The organism is uncultured Algibacter sp. (assembly GCF_947495675.1).
Lineage (GTDB): Bacteria > Bacteroidota > Bacteroidia > Flavobacteriales > Flavobacteriaceae > Algibacter_B.
Map to the genome: position 1 here is coordinate 129237 of NZ_CANLZX010000002.1, position 24442 is coordinate 153678.

The window sequence follows — 24442 nt, forward strand, 5'->3', positions numbered from 1 at the left end:
GTAGTAATCTCATAGGACCTCTAGACTTTTTAAGTAATAACATTTAATACATCAAAATAATATTAGAATATGAATAACTTTCAAATATATAAATCGATAATTATTTGTTGTTTTCTTTTTATACAATCATCTTTTGCGCAGCAAAAGGGCATAATAAACAACGCTAATAGTAATTTCGTAAAATTAAAAAGTATTGATATTGGTGATTGCAAATGGACTGAAGGTTTTTGGGCAGATAAGTTTAAAGTTTGCGAAGAATCAATGTTACCCTATATGGGTGAAGTTCTATGTGGCGATGTTGGTCATGGATTAAATAATTTTAAAAGAGCCGCTGGGTTACAAGAAGGCCCTCATAAAGGATTTGGATGGCACGATGGTGATTTTTATAAATATTTAGAAGCATGTATGTATGTGTATGCTCAAAACGGTGACAAAAACTTGTTAAACGATGTGGATAGCTATATAGCGATTATAGGAAAAGCGCAATTGGAAGATGGGTATTTACAAACACAAATTCAATTAAATGACAGTAAAAACCCATACGAAAACCGTAGAAACCATGAGATGTACAATAGTGGTCACTTATTGACGAGTGCATGTGTTCATAATAGAATAACTGGTCAAAGGAATTTTTTAGATATAGCTATTAAACATGCAAACTTATTGTATACTATTTTTATGCCTGAAGATGATCATTATGGTCGTTTCGGTTTTAATCAAACTCAAATCATGGGATTGGTTGAATTATATCGTACTACCAAAGACAAAAGGTACTTGAAGTTGGCAGAAAAGTTTATTAATAACAGAGGCAAGTATAAAGTAGAAGAAACACCAGGTACAAAAGGGTATCCCATTGGCGATATGGTTCAAGAGCGGACTCCATTACGAAAATCTGAGGAAGCTGTTGGTCATGCCGTACTTGCATTGTACTATTATGCAGGAGCCGCTGATGTAGCTTCTGAAACTGGGGAGCAAGCATTGATTGAAGCTTTAGATAGACTTTGGGAAAATGTAACTGAAAAGAAAATGTATGTTACCGGAGCCGTAGGTCAAGCACATTATGGTAGATCGACAAATAAAGATAAAATAGAGGAAGGGTTTATTGATGAATACATGATGCCTAATACTACGGCTTATAATGAAACTTGTGCAAATATTTGTAATTCTATGTTTAGTTACCGAATGTTGGGTTTAAAAGGACAATCAAAATATGGAGATATTATGGAATTGGTATTGTATAATAGTGCACTTTCAGGGATTAGTATTGAAGGTAAAGATTATTATTATTCCAATCCATTGCGTAAAGTGGAAGGTGCAATAAATTATAAAAAAATGAATACTGAGTTTCCTGTTAGGCAACCTTATTTAGAATGTTTTTGTTGTCCTCCAAATTTAGTCCGTACCATAGCAAAAGTGTCAGGATGGGCATATAGTCTTTCGTCTAACGGAATTGCTGTAAATCTATATGGTGGAAATGCATTAGAGACTAAATTGTTAGATGGTTCTAAGATTAAATTAAAACAAGAAACACAGTATCCATGGGAAGGTTCAGTAAAAATTACTGTTGATGACTGTAAAAATAAACCTTTTGAAATGTTGTTTCGAATTCCTCGTTGGGCTGAAGGAACTAAAATATTAGTGAATGGAAAAAATACTGAAACCGAAATAAAACCAGGAAATTTTGCAAAAATTGAACGAACTTGGAAAAAAGGAGATGTTATAAGAATAGAAATGCCCATGGAAGTTACTTTTGTAGAAGGGCATCCACGTATTGAAGAAGCACGTAATCAAATTGCAGTTAAAAGAGGACCTGTAGTTTATTGTGTTGAGTCTCCTGATTTACCTGAAAAATCAGAAATTTTGAATGTTTATATCAAGGGGGATACACGATTAGAAAGCGAGTACAAGCCTAATTTTTTGGGAGGAGTATCAACTATTTCTGCAGATTTATTGTTACGTAAAAATGAAGAAAAAGATATGTATAGAACAGTAAGCAAACCTGTTTTCGAAACTTTTAAATCTCAGCTTGTGCCTTATTTTACTTGGAGCAATCGAGGTGAATCAGAAATGACTGTTTTCTTACCAATTATTTGGAACTAAAAAAGCGCAAGTATATAATTTTAACATTATTTATCTAACTAAATATTATGGGATCATATAAAAGGAATGCTTATAAATATGCAACAATAGTAGCAATTGGAGGTTTTGTATTTGGTTTAGACGCCGCTTTAATTTCTGGGGCTTTTAAATTTATTACAGCTGAATTTAATTTAAACGAGTGGCAAGTAGGAGCTTTAGGGTTTGGACCAGGAATTGGTGTTTTAATAGCTTTACCATTAGCAGCTTGGTCTAGTAATAAATTTGGGCGAAAAGCGACTTTGAAGGTAATTGCAGCAATGTACTTAATATCTGCTTTAGGCTCAGCATTTGCACCTTCGTTCTCCACACTTTTTGTTGCGCGTTTACTCGGTGGTTTGGCATTTAGTTCGATTACTCTAGCAGCAATGTATATTGGTGAAATTGCTCCTGCAGAATGGCGAGGTAAGTTAGTATCAATGACGCAGATTAACATCGTAATTGGTCTTACTGCTGCTTATTTTATAAATTATTGGATTCTACAAACTACTAATTCTGATGCAGAGTGGGTAACAACCTTTGGACTTAAAGAGTATACTTGGAGATGGATGTTGGGTATTGAAATTATACCGGCATTGATATGGTTTGGATTACTTTATTTAGTACCTCGCAGCCCTGCTTGGTTAGTATATAAAGGGAAGTTTGATGAAGCTAAAAAAACTTTAACTAAGGTTATTCCGGAAAATGAGATTGAGGAACATGTTGAGGAAATGAAACTAAGTGTTCAAGAAAGTAATCAAGATAGATCTGTAGGAACTCAAATGAAGGAAATTTTTAGTAAAAAGATGACTATCGTTACAATAGTTGCATTTACTATGGCTATAGTGCAACAATCAACTGGTATTAATGCCGTTTTAACCTATGCGCCAACCGTTATGGAACAGTTAGGTTTAGGTGAACAAGCAGCATTTCAACAGGCCATTTGGATTGGTCTGGTAAGTATTATTTTTACTATTTTATCTTTAGTTTTAATAGACAAACTAGGAAGACGCCCAATGATGATTTCTGGATTAGTTTGGGTAATTTTAAGTTTGGGAATTTGTGCTTATGGATTTGGCTCTGCTAAATATGAAGTTACAAATGAAGCCATTGCAGAAATGAAAGACATCCCTAATGTTGATAAATTATCAGCCTTAGTGGGGAAAGAATTCGCAACTGATATAGAGTTTAAGGAGGCAGTTAAAGGTGTTATGGGAGATATTTCAGCTAGAGATAATTCTAGCGTGTTTCTACAGAAATCAGCGGTACTTAATGCAACTTTAATTCTTATAGGTATTTTAAGTTTTATAGCTGCATTTCATTTTTCGGTAGGACCAATTATGTGGGTATTACTATCAGAAATTTTTCCAATTTCCGTAAGAGGAATTGCAATACCATTTTTCGCACTCCTTTCTAGTACAATTAGTGCGTTAACACAGTTTCTATTTCCGTGGCAACTTGCAAACATGGGAGCAAGTTCAATATTTTTATTTTATGCGGGAATCGTTTTTCTAGGTTTAATTGTTTTATTTAAGTTTTTACCTGAAACAAAAAATTTAACCATTGAGGAGATTCAACTAAAACTTCAGAAAAAATAGAACTTTTAATCGTATAGACATATATAAGTTGGAAGGTTGTATTTGTTTTACACATCATTCGAATAATCTAGTTTAGTATATACCCGAGATTTAGAGATGGGTAAATATGTTTATTAACTGGGTATTTATAGTTTATAAAGAATTTTGAATTAATTCTAATTTTACCTTAATCAAATTAAAAGTTTGTTGCTCTAGTGTCAGATATGTTTTAAATTTAACTTACTCAGTTTAAAATTCGTTGAATTCAGTAAAACTGTAAGTTTAGAAGAAGACAAATATATGTAATAGCACTAGAATGATCCTTAGAATTAGAAGTGACAAATTTTTTATAGATGATTTAGCTATTAAAATAAAAATTTATATCAACTATCTATTTTATTAGGGTAAATCGTAGCACAGTTAAAGCTATATTTTATCTAACTTAATTAGATTAATTTACTAATGTTTATGAGAACAATTAAATTTCTTTTTATCATTTTGATGGTTGTTGCATGTCAACCAATGGCAAAAGCACAGAAAAAACCAAATATTATCTTTTTGTTTTCTGATGATGCAGGTTATGCCGATTTCGGATTTCAAGGAAGTAAGGTGATGATAACTCCTAATTTAGATAAGCTTTCTGATGAAGGTGTTAGATTTACCGAAGGTTACGTTACCGATGCTGTTTGTGGTCCATCTAGAGCGGGGCTAATAACTGGTAAATACCAACAAAAATTTGGATATCAGGAAATTAATGTGCCCGGATTTATGAGCGAGAATTCTAAGTATTTGGGGGATGACATGGGACTACCGTTAGATCAAAAAACAATTGCAGATTATTTGAAAAAACTTGGATATACAAATGCCATGTATGGTAAATGGCATTTAGGTAATGCAGATCGTTTTCATCCTTTAAATAGAGGGTTTGATGAATTTTATGGATTTAGAGGTGGTGCAAGAAGCTATTTTAGGTATGAAAATTTCGAAGGGGTCCATGCCGATAATAAAATGGAACGAAATTTTGAAAATTTTGAAGAGCCAAATGGCTATGCAACTGATGTTTTTGCTGATGAAGCAGTCTCTTTTATTGAACGAAACAAGAACAATCCTTTCTTTATTTATTTAGCATTTAACGCTGTTCATACGCCAATGGAGGCAACTGAAGAAGATTTAGCAAAATTTCCTAACTTAAAAGGTAAACGTAAAGAGGTAGCAGCAATGACATTAGCGCTTGATCGAGCTTGTGGAAGGGTATTAGATAAGCTAAAAGAATTAGGTATTGATGATAATACTATTATTGTATTTTCGAATGATAATGGTGGGCCCACCGATAAAAATGCCTCATTAAATTTACCCTTAAGTGGAACAAAATCAAACCATTTAGAAGGAGGATTAAGGGTTCCCTTTTTAATGAAATGGCCTCGTGAAATCAAGGCAGGCTCGATTTATAATTATCCTGTAAGCACTTTCGATTTGTTACCAACTTTTTACGCGGCTGCGGGAGGAGACACTGCCGATTTAGAAGATATTGATGGTGTTAATTTAATTCCTTTTGTTAATGGAACAAATAAGGCAAGACCCCATGAGGATTTGTTTTGGAAAAAAGAAGCTCGTGCTGTATATAGAAATAACGATTGGAAATTAATTCGTTATGCAGATAGGCCTGCAGAACTATATGATTTATCAAATGATTTTACTGAAGAAAATGATTTAGCATTGAAGTATCCTGAGCGTTTAAAAAAAATGTTTAAAAAATTATTCGAGTGGGAATTAACTTTGGAACGTCCATTATGGATGCTAAAACAAAAATTTGAAAAATATGATGTAGACAGAATGGATCGTTATAGAACTCCAGAATTAGTAAAGAAAGAAATGGAACAATACATTAATAAATAAAAGACTTTCCTTTTAAACACAATAGGTAGGTTTGTGTTGGGATAAATAATTAAAATAAAAGAATAAATTAATGAGTACAATTCATAATAAAGCAATAACGAATACTTCCGAAAGTCCATATGTAAAACTAAAAAGCATCAATTTTGGAGATTGTAAGTGGAATTCAGGTTTTTGGTCAGACAAAGTAAAATCTGCAGAAGAAAAAATGCTTCCTTATATGGGAGATGTTTTATGTGGTGACATAGGTCATGGATTGAATAATTTTAAAATTGCAGCAGGAGAAAAAGAAGGTGAGCACAAAGGGTTTTATTGGCATGATGGTGATTTCTTTAAGTTTATGGAGGCTAAAATGTACATATACGGTCTTACTAAAAACGAATCTCTATTAAAAGAGTTAGATGAATACATTGATATTATAGGAAGAGCTCAAGAAGAAGATGGTTATATTCATACTCATGTTCAGATAACAGAAGGTGTTGATAGATTTGAGAATAGAAAGTACCACGAGATGTACAATTTCGGACACTTGTTTATTGCTGGCTCCGTACATTATCGTATTACAGGACAACGTAACTTCTTAGATATTGCCATTAAACAAGCAGATTTATTATACAGTTATTTTATGCCAGATACTAAACACTATCAACGTTTTGGGTTTAATCAAACTCAAATTATGGGATTGGTAGAATTGTACCGAACTACTAAAGACAAGAGGTATTTAAATTTAGCTGAAAAGTTCATCAACAGAAGGGGGACATTTGAAATAAAACATGATTCTACCACAGTTGGTTATCCAATTGGTGATATGGTTCAAGAAAGAACACCATTAAGAGAATCTGAAGAGGCCGTAGGACATGCCGTATTAGCATTATACTATTATGCTGGTGCTGCAGATGTTTATGCGGAAACTGGTGAAAAGGCACTTATTGATGCGTTGGATAAATTATGGGAGAATGTTACCAATAAGAAAATGTATGTTACCGGTGCAGTAGGGCAGGCTCATTACGGAGCTTCTACTAATTTAGACATGATTGAAGAAGGTTTTATTGATGCTTATATGATGCCAAACATGACTGCATATAACGAAACTTGTGCTAACCTTTGTAATGCCATGTTTAGTAGTAGAATGATGGGGATTAATGGAGAATCAAGATATGCGGACATCATAGAATTAGTATTATACAATAGTGGGTTATCAGGTATTAGTTTAGAAGGAAAAGATTATTTCTACTCGAACCCTTTAAGAATGGTAAATAACTCACGAAATTATGATTCGCATGCAGATGTTACTGAAAGTCCAGTAAGACAACCATATTTAGAATGTTTTTGTTGTCCACCAAACTTGGTGAGAACTATTTGTAAAAGTTCAGGATGGGCTTACAATTTATCTGAAAATGGTGTGGCAGTTGTTTTATTTGGTGCGAATAATTTAGACACTAAAATGTTAGACGGGTCTATCCTAAAAATGTCACAAGACACAGAGTATCCTTGGAAAGGATTAGTAAAAATAACTCTTGACGAATGTAAAAATTCTGCATTCGAGATTAAAGTTCGAATTCCAAAATGGGCAGTAGGAAGTACTTTAAAGGTGAATGGAGAAGATATTGATGTTGAAGTTAATCCAGGAAATTTTGCAAACATAAATAGAATTTGGAAAGCTGGTGATACAATAACTTTAGATATGCCTATGGAGCCAACATTCATTGAAGGTCACAATAGAATTGAAGAGGTAAGAAATCAATTGGCAGTAAAAAGAGGTCCAATTGTTTACTGTTTAGAAACTCCAGATTTACCAGAAAACACTTCTATCTTGGATGCATATATTAAAGGAGAGACTAAATTAGAGGCGGTTCATAAATCCGATTTCTTAGGGGGTGTAACTGTAGTTGAGGCCGAACTTTTATTAAGAGAAGGTAAGACTGATGAGATGTATCAAACCGTTACAAAACCTATTTTTAATTCTTATAAAACGCAATTAGTACCTTATTATGCCTGGAGCAATCGTGGGCAGGCAGAAATGACCGTTTTTATGCCAGTAGTTTGGTAGAATGACGATAATATTTCTTTAGCTCAATCATTATAAACTTTATAATGATTGAGCTACTTTTTTAGGACATACTAATTAGAATATCATTTGGTACAGTAATTGACTGGTATATTTTCAGAATATATTTTAGTAAAAGAATAATGAATATAAAAAAGCTAAACTCAATCCTAGTTTTACTTTTAATAGTAGTTTCATTTAGTGCTTCAAGTCAAAATGCGCTAGAAGAAAGTATGAATAAAGGAAAAAGAATATATGCATCTAATTGCATAACATGCCATATGGCAAATGGGGAAGGTGTTTCAGGTGCTTTTCCTCCACTTGCTAAATCTGACTATTTGAGTAATATAGAAAAAACTATCGAAGTCATTTTAAATGGAGCCAGCGGAGAAATGAAAGTAAATGGTAAAAGTTATTACGGAACCATGGTTAGTTTTAGTATGTTAACTAATCAACAAATTGCTGATGTTATGAATTATATTCAAAATAGTTGGGGTAATGAATCAGAGGTTGTCGATGCTAAATTGGTGGAAAAAGTTAGAAATTAAATTTTATACCTTTTAGAATAAAAAAAGCGTTTGAATTATTATAATTCAAACGCTTTTTTTATCAATTTACTTTATTAAATCTTTTTCAAAAGAGTTAAACTAAACCATGATCTGATAGAGGTAAACTTCTATAACGTTTGCCCGTAGCTTTAAATATGGCATTAATTATTGCTGGTGCTATAACTGGAACACCTGGTTCCCCAACCCCTGTTGGATCGTCATTGCTTTCAACGATTTCCACGTGTATTTTAGGAACATCTGGCATTCTTAACATTTGATAGTCATGGAAATTACTTTGTTCAATAACGCCATTTTTAGCGGTAATTTTACCATAAAAAGCTAAAGACATTCCAAAGATGGCAGAACCTTCCATTTGTGCTTTTATGGTATCTCTATTGATAGCAGTACCACAATCAATCACTATATTTACTTGGTGTACTTTTAATTTGCCATCTACAACCGATACTTCCACAGCTGCAGCCACATGAGAATAAAAACTATAATGAACTGCTAACCCAATAGCATGACCATCAGGTAATTGTTTACTGTATCCCGCATTTGTAGCTGCAGTTTTGAGAACATGTTTTAATTTAGCAGTATCATATTTATATTGATCATTAGTCTCTTGAACTCGATCTTTACCTATTAAATTTAATCTAAATTCTAAAGGGTCTTTACCTGCTTCATAAGCCAGTTCATCTGCAAAAACATTAATGGCATATCCATGAGGAATATTAATTACCGAGCGATACCAACCTATTCTAACATGTGCATCAGCTTTTCCTGTCTCTATTTGCATATTAGGAATATCATAGGGTATATCCTTTGCGCTACTTGATTCCCAGGGCTGAGGTAAATTAGTGCCTGGTTTAAAAGTCGATCCAATACTAGGGAATGCAAAACGATGCAACCACCCAGTTACATTCCCATTAGAATCCAATGCTCCTTTTAGGTATTGAGCAGATACGGTATGATAGTAACTATGTTGAATATCATCTTCTCGTGACCAGACAACTTGTACAGGGCCTTTTATTGCTTTTGAAATTGCTGCAGCCTCAACAATAAAATCTGGCTTAGCTTTTCTTCCAAAACCACCACCTAATAAGGTTACATTAATGATTACTTTGGCTTCATCTAATTTTAAAAAGTTAGCAACTTCTCGCCTTGCAGCCTGAGGTGATTGAATAGGGGCCCAAACTTCACATGAATCCTCTTCTACAGAAACAACTGCATTTGGAACTTCCATGGGTGCGTGTGTTAAATGTGGTAATTGATAAGTGGCATCGACGAATTTATTAGCTTTTTTAAATGCATCATCAACGCTACCAATACTTTTTTCGACTTGTCCTGCTTTTTGAACATTAGCAGTAATAGTGCTCATAAATGATTCAGTATTATAGGATGCATTATCACCATCATCCCATTCTATTTTTAATGCATCTCTACCTTTTAAAGCTGCCCAAGTATTAGTCGCAATTACCGCAACACCGCCTAAAGAGCCGAATGCTTTTCTTAACAAAGGAACTTCAACAACATCAAGCACGCCTTTTACCATTAATGCATCCGTTTTGTCATAAGTTTTCACAGTACCAAATGTTACAGGGCAGCGTTTAATAGCTGCAAATTTCATATTAGGTACACGTTTGTCTAATCCAAATACGGCACTTCCGTTAGATAAATTTTCAACATCAATACTTGGTAAGTTTTTGCCTATATATTTAAAATCTTTAGGCGATTTTAGTATTACCTTTTTGGGGATTTCTAAATCTTTAGCAATATCTACTAAATCTCCAAATCCTATTTTTTTTCCACTTGTATGAATTATATAATGGTTTTCAGCAGTACATTCTGATTCTGGAACACCCCAATATTTAACTGCTGCAGTTATAAGAACAGCTTTTACAGTAGCTCCCATTTGGCGCATCTTTTGGTACAAGATTCTTACACTCCTTGAACCATCAGTATTTTGATTTCCATATTTGGAATCACCGGTTGCCTGTTTAACAATTACTCTATCCCAGTCTGCTTCCATTTCATCTGCAATAACCGATGTTAAAGACGTACGCACTCCTTGTCCCATTTCAGAACGAGAAGCCACTAGAATTAGACTGCCATCAGAATTCAATTGTACAAATAAGTTAGGATTGAATTCAGAAACCAGTTCTGTTTCGGAATTACATTTTGAGAAGGAATAAATCGTTGATGCTAAAACTAATCCACCTGAAGCTAAACCAATTCCTTTTATAAAACCTCTTCTGCTTATATTTTTAATTGGATCCATAATTAACTTTTATTTTTTTGTTCAACACAATGGTTAATAGCACCCTTTATTCTTGTATAAGTACCACAACGGCAAATATTACGAGACATATTCCCGTTAATTTCGTCTTCATTCGGATTAGGATTATTATTCAACATTGAAGTAGCCGTAATTAATTGTCCGGATTGACAAAAACCACATTGTGGTACATTTAATTCTGCCCAAGATTTTTGAAGTGCCTGAAGATTTTCTGTTTCCCCTTCAATAGTAATTATTTCTCTGCCTTCCATAGTCGAAACGGGCATTAAACATGAATTTACGGCGTTACCATCCATTAATACCATACAAGCACCACATAATCCTTTTCCGCATCCAAACTTTGTACCTGTAAATCCAATAATATCTCGTATTACCCACAGTAATGGCATGGTAGGGTCTACATCTACAGTATGTTCTTTTCCGTTAATTTTTAGTGTTATCATAATGACTTGTTGTGTTACTTATTATTTTATCCATTAAATTTTAAAGATATTCAATTTGCAATAAATTAAATATCTATGGTTACCCTCAATTAATCATAATTTACCTTAATTTTTGTACATAGTATCGTAATTTTAAAATTAAGATAATATAGTTATATGATGAGGTATTATAAGATATATGTTTTTATGAAATAATTCAGTTATTGGAGCCTATAAATAATGCATCAGAAAATTATAAAATTTAAACGAGTCATGAGTAATATTATATATAAATCTTATAAGTGTAAATGGGTTATTAAATTTATCATTATAATAATGGTTACAAGTATAGGAAACTCACAAAATAATGGCGCAATAGGATTTAACGAAGTCTTTAAAGAATTTCCAAGACAAGATAAAAATCTAAGAAAATGGGATGCACCTGTCGTTGCCGATTTAGATCAAGATGGTTATTTAGATTTATTAATAAACGATCATGGTTTTGGAATTCAAGTCTGCTGGAATAATAGAGGTGAATTTGCAAAACCTTATGATATTATCATGGGCGATTTACATGGTGTTTCAGTTGGTGATATTGATTTTGATGGAAATTTGGAAGTGATTATGTCTCGTGGAGGAGGATCTGGAAGTAATGCTCGTAACTCAAAAATGTATCGCATTGTAGGTAGAGAGTTTGTGCCTTTAGGAGACTTTAAGGAACCCTTAGCAATGATGCGTGGTAGAACTGTTGGTTTTGTAGATATTGATAATGATGGAGATTTAGATTTATTAAACTTTGCCTTTCCTGATGGTGAAAAAAAAGGTACATCCGAGAACTATATTTATAGAAATGATGGTAATGGAGAATTAATTCTAGATTCAACATTACCTGCAAGCAAAGTGGATGGTCAAAAAGTATTGATTACCGATTTTAATAACGACAACGTTTTTGATATTGTAATGTATGGTCATGGAAATGTTATTATGTATCAAGGCGGCGAAGGATTTACTTTTAAAGATGTGACTAAAAAGATATTGCCCAAGAATATAGATGAAGTAACAGGTGTTGCAGAAATTGATTATGATAACGATGGAGATTTTGATTTATACTTTACAAGAGGTTTAGAATTTAAAATTGGAGAAACTTTTTTTGATAAGGAATCAAAAACCCTTGGGTTTTACACTAAAAGAGGTGAATTGAAGTTAAATGATTTAGAAACTGGAGATATTCTAGAAATGGAAAACTTCCAGTCGCAATGGCCTAATAACGATACTTATTTTATTGGTGAAGCATCTTATGATTATGAATTTGAAGGTGAAACACATTCTGGAAAGGATATAAAGTTAGTGGTTAGTAATGCCTTAGGTTTTCCTGATAATCCAAATTACAAAGAAAAGAAAGGTTGGTATATAGGTTATGTTGGAAATCAAAAATGGAGAATTGGCGGTTTTCTATGGGCACCGGCAACGGGAATTGTTCATGGTGTTAAAGACTATCCTGATTATAAACATCCAGATGGACTTGAAGATATTTTATTAGAAAATAAAGGAAAGAAGTTTCAAGATGCAACAAAAAAAGCAAATCTAGTTTTTAAAGAACATTCAAATGCTGTAACTATTGCGGATTTTGATAACAATGGTTACAATGACATTTTAGTAGTACCAAGAGGAAATTTAATTAATGCAAATAAATCTATAATATATTTAAATAATGGCGAGTCAAACTTTGAAAGACTAGAGGAACACGACATTATTTCTACTGAATTAGGAGCTATAGGAATGGCAGTAGAAACTATTGATTACAATAATGATGGAAGGGTTGATGTTGTTTTAGGAAATGAACGTGGGAAGTGGCATTTGTTTAAAAACTCCCTTAATAAAGCAAAAAAAAACAATTTTATTGTTATAAAAATTGGTGCATCTCCTTCGAAAAAAGCGACAGCTTTAGGGGCATTAGTTACTGTAAATTATGGTAAAAATAAGCAGCAATTACGTGTGGGAACCACAGGGGCTCAATACTCATTGGGATTCAATAATTATGTACATTTTGGTTTTGGAGCATATAATCAACCTATTAAGGTAAAAGTAAAATGGACTAATGGTGAAACATTTGAAAAAACGATTACCAAATTAAATACAACCACTTTTATTGGGAAAAAATAGACTCTTGATTACTTTGATTCGCCTGAGTTTATTTATATGAATTAATAACATGATTATAATATTTTACCAGATTGGGTAATATTAGTTTATGTATTGGTAAAATTAATTTGTTTTAACCGACTATTATAGAATAGTTTGCACAATATATTTCTATTAACCTAAGACAACTTAATTTTGAGGCTAAAAACCAAAATAACCAAAAAACGCTATAACATTTTAGCCTTAATATTTGGAACGGTTGTAATTAATTATCTAGACAGAACTAATATATCAGTTGCTGCATCAGCTATAAGTGAATCGTTAGAATTGACAACCGTTCAAATGGGTTCCATTTTTTCAGTATTTGGAATTGCATATGCTGCGTTACAAATCCCGGGAGGTATCATAGTAGACAAGGTTAGGCTTAGATTTTTGTATGCACTTATGTTGTTTTTATGGTCGGTAGCAACATTATTTCAAGGCTTTATTAATTCGTTTAAGCTTTTATTAGGACTAAGAGTTAGTATTGGTGTTTTTGAAGCACCTTCTTACCCTGCAAATAATGCAATTGTTACAAAGTGGTTTCCTGAAACTGAGCGAGCTTCGGCAATTGCTGTATATACATCAGGTCAATTTATTGGTTTAGCCTTTTTATTCCCAGTATTAACATTAATTCAAGATAAAGTAGGGTGGAGAGGTTTATTAATAATTTCAGGTATTATAGGTATAATCTGGGCTTTTGTTTGGTATGCGCTTTATCGCGATCCAGATCAGCATAATACAGTTAGTGATGCAGAATTAAAACTGATTAAAGATGGTGGTGGTTTTTCTAACAAGATAAAAACCACTTCAGAAAAAAAAGAAAAGTTTAATTGGGATGACTTTTTTGAAGCTTTTAAACATAGAAAGTTGTGGGGTGTTTATTTAGGGCAATTTTGTATGGGTTCTATGTCTATATTTTTTTTAACGTGGTTTCCAACATATTTAGTTGAGTACCGTGGTTTAGATTTTATAAAGTCAGGATTTTTAGCATCCATTCCTTTTTTAGCTGCATTTTGCGGTGTGCTACTAGCTGGTTTTTCATCAGATTATTTAGTCAAAAAAGGTAAGACTCCAGAATTTGCAAGAAAAATGCCTGTATTGATAGGTTTATCGTTATCTACATTTATAATAGGCGCAAACTTTACTGATAGTACATTTTTAATTATTTTGTTTTTAACTATAGCCTTTTTTGGAAATGGACTTGCATCAATTATATGGGTATTTGTATCTCTAATAGCACCAAAACGAATAATTGGTCTTGTAGGAGGTGTTTTTAATTTAATAGGTGGCTTATCTGCAGTTATTGTACCGTATGTTATTGGTGTACTAGTGCAAGATGGAGACTTTAATCCAGCATTATTTTTCATTGGAGCGATAACGGTAATCGGTTTTCTCTCAATATTATTAGTTGTTGGAGAGGTTAAGCGTATTGAGTTGAAGGAAGAAGGAAGCAAAAAATAGATTTAGGCTTATGAAAATTTCAAATATAAAAGTATTTCCTGTAAACATTGCTGGCAGAAGTCAGCTTAATGTAAAAGTTGAAACTAATCAAGGTTTTTATGGTTGGGGTGCTTCTGGATTAACAGGTAGAGAATTAGCCGTTATTGGTGTTATTGACCATTATCGACCGCTATTAATCGGTAAAGATCCAAGGCAAATAGGATCTATATGGCAAGATTTATATCGAGGACAGTATTTTGAAGGAGGTCGTGTATTAACGGCAGCTATTTCAGCAATAGATATTGCTTTATATGATATTAAAGGAAAAGCTTTAGGTGTTCCTGTTTATGAGCTTCTGGGAGGAAAACAACGCGATTATGTTGAATGTTTCGCATCATTAAGATTCAGTAGTAAAGAAGAATTAATAGAACGCGCAAAAGTTTTGATAAAAGAAGGGTGGCGCATGTTGCGGTTAGCTCCTGCTGAATATGAGGAAGGAAAATACAGCTCTGCATTTGAACCCAGAGATTCCATTGCAACAATTGCAGACTGGGTTTCAGAATTAAGAAAAGAAGTAGGTACAAAAGTAACTATTGGTATAGATTATCATCACAGATTATCAGTTCCAGAAACCGTATCATTTATTCAAAAAATGCCAGTAGGAACACTAGATTTTATTGAAGAGCCTATTAGGGATGAGTCTCCAGAGGTTTATCAAGAATTGAGGAAAATGGTAAATGTACCATTTGCTATAGGAGAAGAATTTGCAAGTAAATGGCAGTTTATGCCATATATAGAAAAAAACATTACTCAGTATGCAAGAATAGATGTATGTAATGTTGGAGGAATTACCGAAGCGATTAAAGTTGCTAATATGGCAGAAGCACATTATATAGATTTGTTACCACACAATCCTATAGGACCAATTTGTACAGCCGCAACAATACACTTAGCTGCTGCTTGTCCAAATTTTACATGGTTAGAAGAAATGAATACACCAGTTGAAAATCCTGGATTGGATGATATTAACTATTATCCTGTGCAACCCAAATTAGAAGGAAACCATTATAAGATTTTAGATACTCCAGGTTTAGGCATTGAGTTTAATGAAGAATTAGCACTTAAAGAAGGGTTTAAACCAGTTGAAACGCCACGTTTAAAAAGGAAAGATGGTTCTTTTACTAACTGGTAATTAACTTAATTTAATTAAAAATGATGAATAAGTTGAAATCGGAACATAATAATAATGTGACTTTTCTATTGATTTTGATAATTTCAATATTTTCTTATAAAAATTTGGTTGCTCAAAAGAGACCAAATATCATCATTATGATGACAGATGATCAAGGTTATGGAGATATTGGTGCACATGGCAACCCCTATTTAAAAACACCCCATATTGAAACTATAGGCGAACAAGGAATAGAAATGACACATTTTTTTTCCTATCCTAATTGTTCGGCTTCAAGAGCAGCTTTATTAACCGGTAGATATCCATACCGGACGGGAGTTACTGCAGTAACACAAGTAGATCATTTCATGAATAATTCTGAAGTTACTATTGCAGAAATTTTAAAGGATAATGGTTATAGAACAGGAATATTTGGAAAATGGCACCTTGGGGATAATACACCAATGCGACCTTTAGATCAAGGATTTCAAGAAGTATTGGTGCATAAAGGAGGTGGAATTGGGCAAGCAGCAGGTCCCAAGGGAAACTCATATTTCGACCCTATTTTAGAACACAACGGAAATCCAAAAAAGTATGAAGGCTATTGTGATGATATTTTTACTAATGCAACGTTAGATTTTATAAGCCAAAAAGAAAAAAAACCATTTTTTGCTTATTTAGCAACGAATTTGCCTCATTTTCCACTTCAGGTACCTGATGCTAGAGCAGAACCTTATCGAAAAATGGGATTACATGAAGATAATGCTCTTACCTATGGTATGATTGATAATATAGATTACAACGTAGGTAGAGTGCTAGATAAATTAAAAACCTTAGGTATTGAAGATAATACCATCGTTATTTTTCTTTCTGATAATGGGCCTAGACATAGAAGAACCAAAAATGATTCATATCCAGGTCGTTGGGTTGCTAATTTAAGAGGCACTAAAACAAGTGTTTATGATGCTGGGATCCGAGTACCTTTTTATGTGAAATGGCCAGAAAAAATAAAAGCAGTTAGACAAACCGCAAATATGGGAGCTATCATCGATTTATATCCAACCTTATTAGATGCTGCGAATATTGATGCCCCGAAAGATGTTCATATTGATGGTGAATCATTATTACCACTTTGGACAAAAAATGTATCAGATAATTTAAAAGAACGTGATTTTGTTGTGCAAATGCATTATGGGCCAACACCATTTAAATACATGCATTTTGCATTGAGAACACCAAAATACAAATTAGTTAGTCCACATAATTTTCCACATGGTATTGTCCATCAACCCACCGATTTTGAGTTGAAAAATGTGCTAAAAAATTTAGAACTATATGATGTTGAAAACGATCCGAGTGAGCGTATTAATATTGCTAAAAATCATCCAAAAATTGTAGATGAAATGTTATCGCGTTACGAAAATTGGTTTGATGAGGTAACTGAAGAACGAGAAGCTAAGGGTGTTCAAAAAATTCATTTAGGTACTGCGGTACAACCTCATGTAACGTTATCTCGATTTGATTGGGGAGGACCACGTGTAATTTCTCGATTTGATTACGGAGGGCCCCGAGTAATAGAAGATAATCAATTGGGTTTTTGGGGCGTTAAAACTGAAGCCGGAAAATATAAAGTAATTTTTGATTTACCTGAAATAGAATCAGATTGTATTGCACATTTAAAGTATAATACTATACATCTCTCTCAGGCCATAAAAGTTGGACAAAAACAAGTTGTTTTTGAAACTGTTGAATTACCTGCTGGAGAAGGCAACTTTCATGCTTACATAAAAATGGATAGATTGCCTTTTGGGCCACATTTTGTAGATATAATAAAATTAAATTAGAACCTTAAAATGGATAATAATTGTAACGAGCCTAAAATTAAATTTGTATCAAACAGAATAATTTGTTTGCTATGTTTAGGAATAATATTTTTTTCTTTTAATGCCTATGCACAAACCCTTGAGGAAACAGCACAACAGAAAATTAATGAACTTAATACATTAATTGCAATTGCCGAAACTTCTGGAAAAGAAACTCTAAAGGAAAAACTTACCGTAAGAACAGCCGAAGTTTTTTTAGATTATGCCAATTGGGATGAGGCTAATATTTCAAGAAATGTAGCTTATTTTGGAGAGACTTGGCATTATAAAGATAACGCTTCTGAAATGGCAAATCTACTTCCAGATTTTGAGAGACAGGATATTATTACCATGTTAGATTCTGCATTGGTAACAATGAATAAAGTTATCAACGATGAATTGATAAGAAAGCCAACACCTAATGTTGATTGGGCTAGTATTACTCTTAACAACAATCAGTTGTTACATGAAGGTAAACCAGTTTTTTTAGCAGATTGGACCTGGAAACCAGAAATAAACCTATTACGAGAGTATCATGGTCAATTAGGAGATTTTTTTATAACACCTAGTTATGTAACTAATGATTCCGGATCGATAAGAGCCAGTAAACTAAATGAATTAAATAGCAAACCTACTGGGACAGCAGGATTTATTTTTATAAATAATAGAAATGTTCCACAATGGGCAATCGATAAATATGGGGCTGATTTTGTCATAAAGGACGAAAAAGGCGTTCGTTATACCGAGTATGATATAGACCATCCTGGAGCAAAAGAAATGATGGGTTTTTTAATTCAAGGAATGGTGCCACAAATGGCTGGAAAGAATTATAGTAGTTTAGGGTATATGATGTGCAACGAACCCCATTTTATAAATACCGTTGAAGCCAATGGCAATTTAAGTTGGGCTAGTAGCGGGGTTTCAGATTATACAATTGAAGCGTTTAAAGTCTGGTTACAGAATAAGCATTCAACTATCAGTAATCTTAATACTCTTTGGGGTACAAGTTTTTCGAATTTTGATGCTGTAACCATTACAATTCCAATATCTGTGACTCTGCAAGGCACAGCTAAATGGTACGATTGGATGTCTTTTAATATGGATAGAGTAACCAATTGGTACCAATATATGAAAGATGAAATTATTGCTTCAGATCCTAATGCTAAAGTACACCTTAAAATAATTCCAAAACATTGGACGGATAACGAAAGAACAAGAGGATTAGATGTCGAAGCGCTTACCCGAATGTCCGGTATTATTGGAAATGATGCAGGAGCGGTTCATAGAAGTGCGCCTTGGAACACGGAACCCTGGGAAGCTAAATACATTTTTGAATGGAGTGAAATGTCAATGGGACATGACTTCTTTAAATCTGTAAGCCCTAATAAAATTATGTTTAATACTGAAACTCATTTCTTATCAACAAAAGCGTCAATAAATTTATATTTGAACCCGATGCATTCTAGAGCAACTTATTGGTTAGCGCATACTCAGGGATTAAATGCAAGCCAAACTTGGTATTGGTCGAGACGAGAAGACGGTAGTCCAAGAAATGAAAATGACGCCGGTTATGCCGGTTCAAACAATCATCAACCAAGAGTGGTTAATGAAGTGCATGCCACTCTAATGGATTTAAACGCGCATTCCGAGGATATTACGGCATTTCAAGAGCAACGTAAACCTATTAGGATTTTTTACACTAAAGCCTCGTCCATAAACAAACCTAATCATATGGATGATGTTTTGGAGTTATATGAATCACTTTCATTTGAAGGTGTACCACTTGGATTTGTAACTAAAGATATTTTATTAAATGAAAGCTATAGTGATTGGGACGTTGTTCTAGTGCATAAAACTCAGTTTGTTACTGAAGCAGATAAAGAGGCGTTACAAACCTATATAAATGCAGGAGGCAAAGTTATAATGGATAACCTAAGTTTTGTTAAAGACGAATATGGGCGCAATATTTCCGGCTTATCGGGTAGCATCACCTTTGCTTCAGGGGCAGAAAACATTAAAAATTCAGCATTATCTGTTGTTGATAGTTTTGGAAATATGCCAAAAGTTGAATTAACAGAAACAAGTAGTGCTAGTTACCCACATTGTTTATGGAAAGTTGTTGAAAATGATGCGGGTAATCAAGTAGTGTCTATTATTAATGTAGGTAAGGTAGATGCACAAATTGAAATAAACCTTAAAAACCCTACTAATGGAACCGTAGTAAAAGACTTATTAAGAGGAGTAGGAATAACAAATACTAAAGTTTTAAAGCCATACGAGTTGCTTTTTGTAGAACTTAGAGATGCCAATGAACTAGGTGTAAATGATTTAGTTAATGATGAGGGAATTCGATTATTTCCTAATCCGACAACAGGATCAGTGAATTTTATTTTTCCAAAGATTATGGAACATACTACGGTTAAAGTCATGAGCTTGGATGGTAAAAATATTCATAGTTCAAAACATAGTAATATTCAGGAATTAAATCTAGATTTAAATTTTGTGTCATCAGGACTTTATTTTGTTGAAGTGACTGGTCAGGGTTTAAATAAAATTTTCAAGCTTATTAAAAAGTAGAATATATTTCATTCTATCAAATAATTTCATGATAATTTTAAACTAGTTAAAATATTGTATTAATGGGGTAAGAAATGAAAAGGAATGATTGATTTTTATTTCTTTATTTGAGGATTAAAATAAATTATAAAGGAATGAGAGTACTTAAAATTATTTTTCTATTAGCTGTTTTAGTAAGCTGCAAATCAAAGGTAGATTTAAAAGCTGAAGAAAAGAAAGCACCTAATATTCTATTTCTTGCCATTGATGATTTGAGACCAGAAATTGGTGCTTATGGATCGGATATTGCAATTACACCAAATCTAGACAAGTTAGCTGGTGATGGTTTATTATTTAATAAAGCATATTGTCAAGAACCAATTTGTAGTCCTTCTAGAGCAAGTTTAATGACAGGGGCTAGACCGGAAACGATAAATGTAATCGAGAACTTTACTTATTTTAGAGAAGCAAATCCTGATATCATTACCTTACCACAGCACTTTAAAAATAATGGATATGAGGCCACCCATACAGGTAAAATTTATCATAAACCAGGGTTTGCCGATGGAGAATTGTCATGGAGTAGAAAACCTGCTTATGATAAAATGACTGTAGAAAAGAGTAAAACACCTGGTGGATATGCGCTTCCAGAGAATCAAGAATTTTCTAAAAAAAGTACTGCAGAGGTTATAGCTAAATACGGTAAAAATGCACCTAGAAATGGTTTAGGTAAAGGCCCTGCATACGAGAAAGCAGATGTTCCCGATACTTTTTATGAAGATGGCTATAATGCAGAATTAGCAATTGCCACAATGAAAGATATGTTGGAGAAAAACCCAAACAAACCTTTCTTTCTGGGAATGGGTATGAAAAAACCTCATTTAAACTGGTTAGCACCTAAGAAATATTGGGATATGTATGATCCTGCAAAAATAAAATTGGCAACACAAACTGAAGGGCCAGAGGGTGGAGCAACTATGGGGTTACATCCTTCTTTTGAATTAAGAGCAAGATATGGGATTCCTAAGAAGGGACTTATTGATGATGAAATGGCAAGAACACTCAAGCATGCGTATTTGGCTTGTGTAAGTTATATTGATGCGCAAATTGGTAAAATGATTGATGCATTAGATGCTTCTGGAGTTAGGGACAATACTATAATAATTGTTTGGAGTGATCATGGATGGCATTTAGGCGATATGGGTATTTGGGGAAAAGCTACAAACTATGAAATAGGAACACGTGTACCTTTAATGATTTGGACACCAGATATGCCTAAAGGTAGTCGAGGTAAAACGACCGATGCCTTGGTTGAACTTGTGGATATGTATCCTACACTTTGTGAACTGGCAGGAATAGAATTACCTGACCATTTAGAAGGACAAAGTTTTGTGCCATTACTAGATAATCCTGAAAAGGAATGGAAATCTGCTGCTTTTAGTCAATTCCCAACACCAGCCTTAAGAGAATGGGCAGCAAATCCTTTATCTCAAGGTATGCGAGAAACTTATTTTGGACCATTAATTGAAGAAGTTGAAGGAAAAATAAAGGATCAATTAAAAGATAAATGGGATAGAGATTTGTTTGAGAATAATTTGATGGGGTATGGAATGCGCACCAAAGACTATAGATTGATTGTATGGAAAGATTATACAAAGCCAGAAAGTGAACCTGTTTTTATTGAGTTATATGATCATGTAAATGATCCTAAAGAAACTAAAAATGTTGCAGATGAAAATCCTGAATTAGTTAAGCAACTATTGGTTCAATTTAATAAAGGATGGAAAGGTAATCTTGCCAAATAACCAATGAATTACTTTTTGTAAACAATTTGATACTGATCTGTAATGAAATTAAGACTCCAGCTAATTATAAACAATATTTAAAATACTAAATACTATCTACTAAAATCTTTTAAAATGAAGAAACTAAAACAGACTTTTATAAACCAGTTGTTTTTTAGCCTAATCTTTTTAACATTATTAGCCTCATGTGGTGAAACTGAAAAGAAAACGCCAAAAGAAGAAGCTTTAAGTAAAATAGAAGAGCTAGAAACTATAATGAGTAAAGCCAAAAAAAAGTCAATAGATGTCACAAGAGAAGAAACAACCTTGTGGTTTTCTAAAGAGTTTGTAAAGTTTGCAGATTGGGACGAGGCTAACAAAGATGCCGTTGCCAAGTTATTTGGTTACGAACGCTACTATACTGCAAAGAAAGATTCATTTGCTGAAATTCTGCCTGATTTTGAACGAAGAAAAGTAGTTCAAATATTAGATAAGAGCATTGATGATTTAAATAAAGAGCTTAGTGGCGAAATAAAACGTCGCCCAGTCAATAAGGTAGATTGGCAAAATGCAAAAGCTGCAGATAATATGTTTGTAAGTAATGGTAAGCCATCATTTCCTTATGATTATTTTTCAAAAACAGTTGGACAACCATTAACTAATGAAGCTGTTTATAATGATCATTTAGGAGCCTTATATCATGGTGGAGAAAACCTATATCCTGTGGATCACGATCGTGCTATTAATTCGTTCTTACTTAACGAAGATGGTACGTTTAATGAAGAATTAATGAAGGAAGTCACTAGCATTCCAGATACTAATATTGGCTTTTTATATTATTGGTCAATGGGTATTCCTGAGTGGGTTGAAAAAAGAGAACCAGAAATAAGAAAAGGACGTTCCTTATTTACTGGGTTTGATATCGATAATCCTTTGGCAAGAGACGTTTGGGGCAAGATTATTCGTCATACAGGAGAATTAACGAAAGGTAAAAAAGTGACGGAATTAGGTTATGTGTTTGCTAATGAACCACATTGGTATTCAGAAAAAGACCATTGGACGTACAGATATAAAGAGATGAATGGTATTTCTTCTTATACACTAAACAAATTCAGAACTTGGTTAAAAGATAAGTACAACGGCAATATCAAAAGACTCAATTCAAATTGGGATACGTCATTTAGAAATTTCAATGCAATTAATATAGAAATTCCAATTGATACAGCATTGAGAGGTACACCAAAATGGTACGATTGGTGTCGTTATAATATGCATAGAACTACAGAATGGTTCACCTTTAATCAAGATAATTTACATGCTGTTAATCCTGAAGCAGATACGCATATAAAATTATTTCCGCGTACATTTTATGAAGATTCACGTTCACACGGCATGGATTTCGAAGCCTTAACGGAGTTAACTACTATGATAGGTCATGATGCCAAAGCCTTAGGAAGTCCGAGCATAAGGCCGCATATCAATTCCGATTGGTTTCAAGACTATGCATACAAATGGGATGGAATGGCAATTTTACACGATTTTGTAGAGTCAGTAAGTCCAGAAAAAATTAATGTAAACTCAGAATCTCACTTTCTATCATCTGGTATGTGGCGAGATTTAGATTCGCGTACAAGCTATGTTCGTAATGTGTATTGGTTAGCAACCTTAATGGGCATGGATGCTAATACAGGTTGGTTTTGGGCGCGTGATCCAGATGGTTCGCCTGAAGACCGATTAGAAGGTGAACTTAATTTCTTCGATCCTGGTTTAGGAGGCGCTTATGCAGGTTCAAACAATATGCAACCACATATTGCAAACGAAGTCACTCAAGTAATGCTAGACCTTAATACTTACTCAGAAGAGATTATTGCGCTGCGAGAGCAACCGCGTCCATTACGTTTCTTTTATTCTGAAACGTCTGCAATCAATACACCAACTTACATGACGCAATCAACAAAATTGTACAAGTCCTTATTTTTTGAAGGTCTTCCTTTAGGTTTTGTAACAAAGAATATTATTGAAAAACAAAATAATAAATCTTGGAAAACTGTAGTAGTGTATAAAACTAAATATGTAACTGATGCAGAATTTGCATCATTGCAATCGTATTTAGACAATGGAGGTAGCGTAATTGTAGATTCGTCTGAAAGTTTATCAATGAACGAATATGGTAAAAAACGTAACCAGAAGTTAACTGCCAGTAAAGGAAAATTAGTCGTTTTAGACAATGCTGATATTGCTGAAATTAAAAAATTAGCGCTAGCTGAAGTTGCTGGCCATATGCCAGATGTTATTATCGAATCTGATAATGGGAAAGACTTTAAAACAACTATCTCTCGTGTTGTAAAACAAAAAGATGGTTCTTATTTAGTAAACCTATTAAATGTTGGGCACAATGCTGCTAAGATTAAATTAGCTTTAAAGTCCGGTGCTTCAATGAAAATCAATAATTTGATGACGGGTAATAAGGTTGATAATAACTTTGATTTAGCTTCAGAAGAAGTGTTACTATTAGAGATAAAATAAATTTAATTCCTAAATTCA

At 33.4% G+C, this 24442-nt stretch carries 14 protein-coding genes; 12 read left to right on the forward strand and 2 right to left on the reverse strand.

Translation table 11 applies throughout. The features are described from left to right. Nucleotides 1-69 precede the first annotated feature (69 nt). The 5 genes from Q0842_RS02230 (at nucleotide 70) to Q0842_RS02250 (ending at nucleotide 8180) form a co-directional block, all read left to right on the forward strand. On the forward strand, nucleotides 70-2100 hold the full coding sequence (locus Q0842_RS02230; protein WP_298493875.1) for a beta-L-arabinofuranosidase domain-containing protein: 2031 nt from the start codon (nucleotides 70-72) through the stop codon (nucleotides 2098-2100). Between the two features lie 47 nt (nucleotides 2101-2147). Then, nucleotides 2148-3713, forward strand: a complete 1566-nt coding sequence (locus tag Q0842_RS02235; RefSeq protein ID WP_298493877.1) for an MFS transporter — start codon at nucleotides 2148-2150, stop codon at nucleotides 3711-3713. A 447-nt stretch (nucleotides 3714-4160) separates the two neighbouring features. Further along, on the forward strand, nucleotides 4161-5588 hold the full coding sequence (locus tag Q0842_RS02240; protein ID WP_298493879.1) for a sulfatase-like hydrolase/transferase: 1428 nt from the start codon (nucleotides 4161-4163) through the stop codon (nucleotides 5586-5588). Between the two features lie 70 nt (nucleotides 5589-5658). Continuing rightward, nucleotides 5659-7635 (forward strand): beta-L-arabinofuranosidase domain-containing protein, encoded by a 1977-nt coding sequence (locus tag Q0842_RS02245; RefSeq protein ID WP_298493881.1) that lies wholly within the window; start codon nucleotides 5659-5661, stop codon nucleotides 7633-7635. A 230-nt stretch (nucleotides 7636-7865) separates the two neighbouring features. Next, nucleotides 7866-8180 (forward strand): cytochrome c, encoded by a 315-nt coding sequence (locus Q0842_RS02250; protein WP_298494031.1) that lies wholly within the window; start codon nucleotides 7866-7868, stop codon nucleotides 8178-8180. Nucleotides 8181-8274: 94 nt separating this feature from the next. On the opposite strand, the gene Q0842_RS02255 is transcribed toward Q0842_RS02250, so the two are convergent. Both Q0842_RS02255 and Q0842_RS02260 read right to left on the reverse strand, forming a co-directional pair. Continuing rightward, nucleotides 8275-10461, reverse strand: a complete 2187-nt coding sequence (locus Q0842_RS02255; protein WP_298493883.1) for a molybdopterin cofactor-binding domain-containing protein — start codon at nucleotides 10459-10461, stop codon at nucleotides 8275-8277. Between the two features lie 2 nt (nucleotides 10462-10463). Further along, entirely contained in the window at nucleotides 10464-10922 is a 459-nt protein-coding gene (locus Q0842_RS02260; RefSeq protein ID WP_298493885.1) for a (2Fe-2S)-binding protein, read from the reverse strand. A gap of 252 nt (nucleotides 10923-11174) precedes the next feature. On the opposite strand from Q0842_RS02260, the gene Q0842_RS02265 reads away from it, so the two are divergent. The 7 genes from Q0842_RS02265 to Q0842_RS02295 all read left to right on the forward strand — a co-directional run bounded on the left by Q0842_RS02265 (nucleotide 11175) and on the right by Q0842_RS02295 (nucleotide 24424). Further along, complete coding sequence (locus Q0842_RS02265) at nucleotides 11175-13064, forward strand: CRTAC1 family protein (protein WP_298493887.1); 1890 nt, start codon at nucleotides 11175-11177, stop codon at nucleotides 13062-13064. Between the two features lie 174 nt (nucleotides 13065-13238). Next, nucleotides 13239-14546: an MFS transporter gene (locus tag Q0842_RS02270; protein ID WP_298493889.1), complete on the forward strand. Its 1308-nt coding sequence runs from the start codon at nucleotides 13239-13241 to the stop codon at nucleotides 14544-14546. Nucleotides 14547-14556: 10 nt separating this feature from the next. Further along, nucleotides 14557-15717, forward strand: a complete 1161-nt coding sequence (locus tag Q0842_RS02275) for a mandelate racemase/muconate lactonizing enzyme family protein (protein WP_298493891.1) — start codon at nucleotides 14557-14559, stop codon at nucleotides 15715-15717. Between the two features lie 23 nt (nucleotides 15718-15740). Then, the gene (locus Q0842_RS02280; RefSeq protein WP_298494033.1) at nucleotides 15741-17540 is read left to right on the forward strand and encodes an arylsulfatase; all 1800 of its coding nucleotides are present in this window, start codon (nucleotides 15741-15743) and stop codon (nucleotides 17538-17540) included. A 9-nt stretch (nucleotides 17541-17549) separates the two neighbouring features. Continuing rightward, a complete protein-coding gene (locus tag Q0842_RS02285; RefSeq protein ID WP_298493893.1) occupies nucleotides 17550-20135 on the forward strand; it encodes a T9SS type A sorting domain-containing protein in 2586 nt (861 codons plus the stop codon). Between the two features lie 134 nt (nucleotides 20136-20269). Further along, a complete protein-coding gene (locus tag Q0842_RS02290; RefSeq protein ID WP_298493894.1) occupies nucleotides 20270-21919 on the forward strand; it encodes a sulfatase in 1650 nt (549 codons plus the stop codon). A 114-nt stretch (nucleotides 21920-22033) separates the two neighbouring features. Continuing rightward, nucleotides 22034-24424: a hypothetical protein gene (locus tag Q0842_RS02295; protein ID WP_298493897.1), complete on the forward strand. Its 2391-nt coding sequence runs from the start codon at nucleotides 22034-22036 to the stop codon at nucleotides 24422-24424. The last annotated feature ends 18 nt before the right edge of the window (nucleotides 24425-24442 follow it).

Excerpts from the sequence above, each read along its gene's own strand:
- Q0842_RS02245 (WP_298493881.1), top strand. The coding sequence starts at position 5,659 with ATGAGTACAATTCATAATAAAGCAATAACGAATACTTCCGAAAGTCCA.
- Q0842_RS02255 (WP_298493883.1), bottom strand. The coding sequence starts at position 10,461 with ATGGATCCAATTAAAAATATAAGCAGAAGAGGTTTTATAAAAGGAATT.
- Q0842_RS02290 (WP_298493894.1), top strand. The coding sequence starts at position 20,270 with ATGAGAGTACTTAAAATTATTTTTCTATTAGCTGTTTTAGTAAGCTGC.
- Q0842_RS02230 (WP_298493875.1), top strand. The coding sequence starts at position 70 with ATGAATAACTTTCAAATATATAAATCGATAATTATTTGTTGTTTTCTT.
- Q0842_RS02240 (WP_298493879.1), top strand. The coding sequence starts at position 4,161 with ATGAGAACAATTAAATTTCTTTTTATCATTTTGATGGTTGTTGCATGT.
- Q0842_RS02260 (WP_298493885.1), bottom strand. The coding sequence starts at position 10,922 with ATGATAACACTAAAAATTAACGGAAAAGAACATACTGTAGATGTAGAC.
- Q0842_RS02250 (WP_298494031.1), top strand. The coding sequence starts at position 7,866 with ATGAATAAAGGAAAAAGAATATATGCATCTAATTGCATAACATGCCAT.
- Q0842_RS02275 (WP_298493891.1), top strand. The coding sequence starts at position 14,557 with ATGAAAATTTCAAATATAAAAGTATTTCCTGTAAACATTGCTGGCAGA.
- Q0842_RS02265 (WP_298493887.1), top strand. The coding sequence starts at position 11,175 with ATGAGTAATATTATATATAAATCTTATAAGTGTAAATGGGTTATTAAA.
- Q0842_RS02285 (WP_298493893.1), top strand. The coding sequence starts at position 17,550 with ATGGATAATAATTGTAACGAGCCTAAAATTAAATTTGTATCAAACAGA.
- Q0842_RS02280 (WP_298494033.1), top strand. The coding sequence starts at position 15,741 with ATGAATAAGTTGAAATCGGAACATAATAATAATGTGACTTTTCTATTG.
- Q0842_RS02235 (WP_298493877.1), top strand. The coding sequence starts at position 2,148 with ATGGGATCATATAAAAGGAATGCTTATAAATATGCAACAATAGTAGCA.
- Q0842_RS02295 (WP_298493897.1), top strand. The coding sequence starts at position 22,034 with ATGAAGAAACTAAAACAGACTTTTATAAACCAGTTGTTTTTTAGCCTA.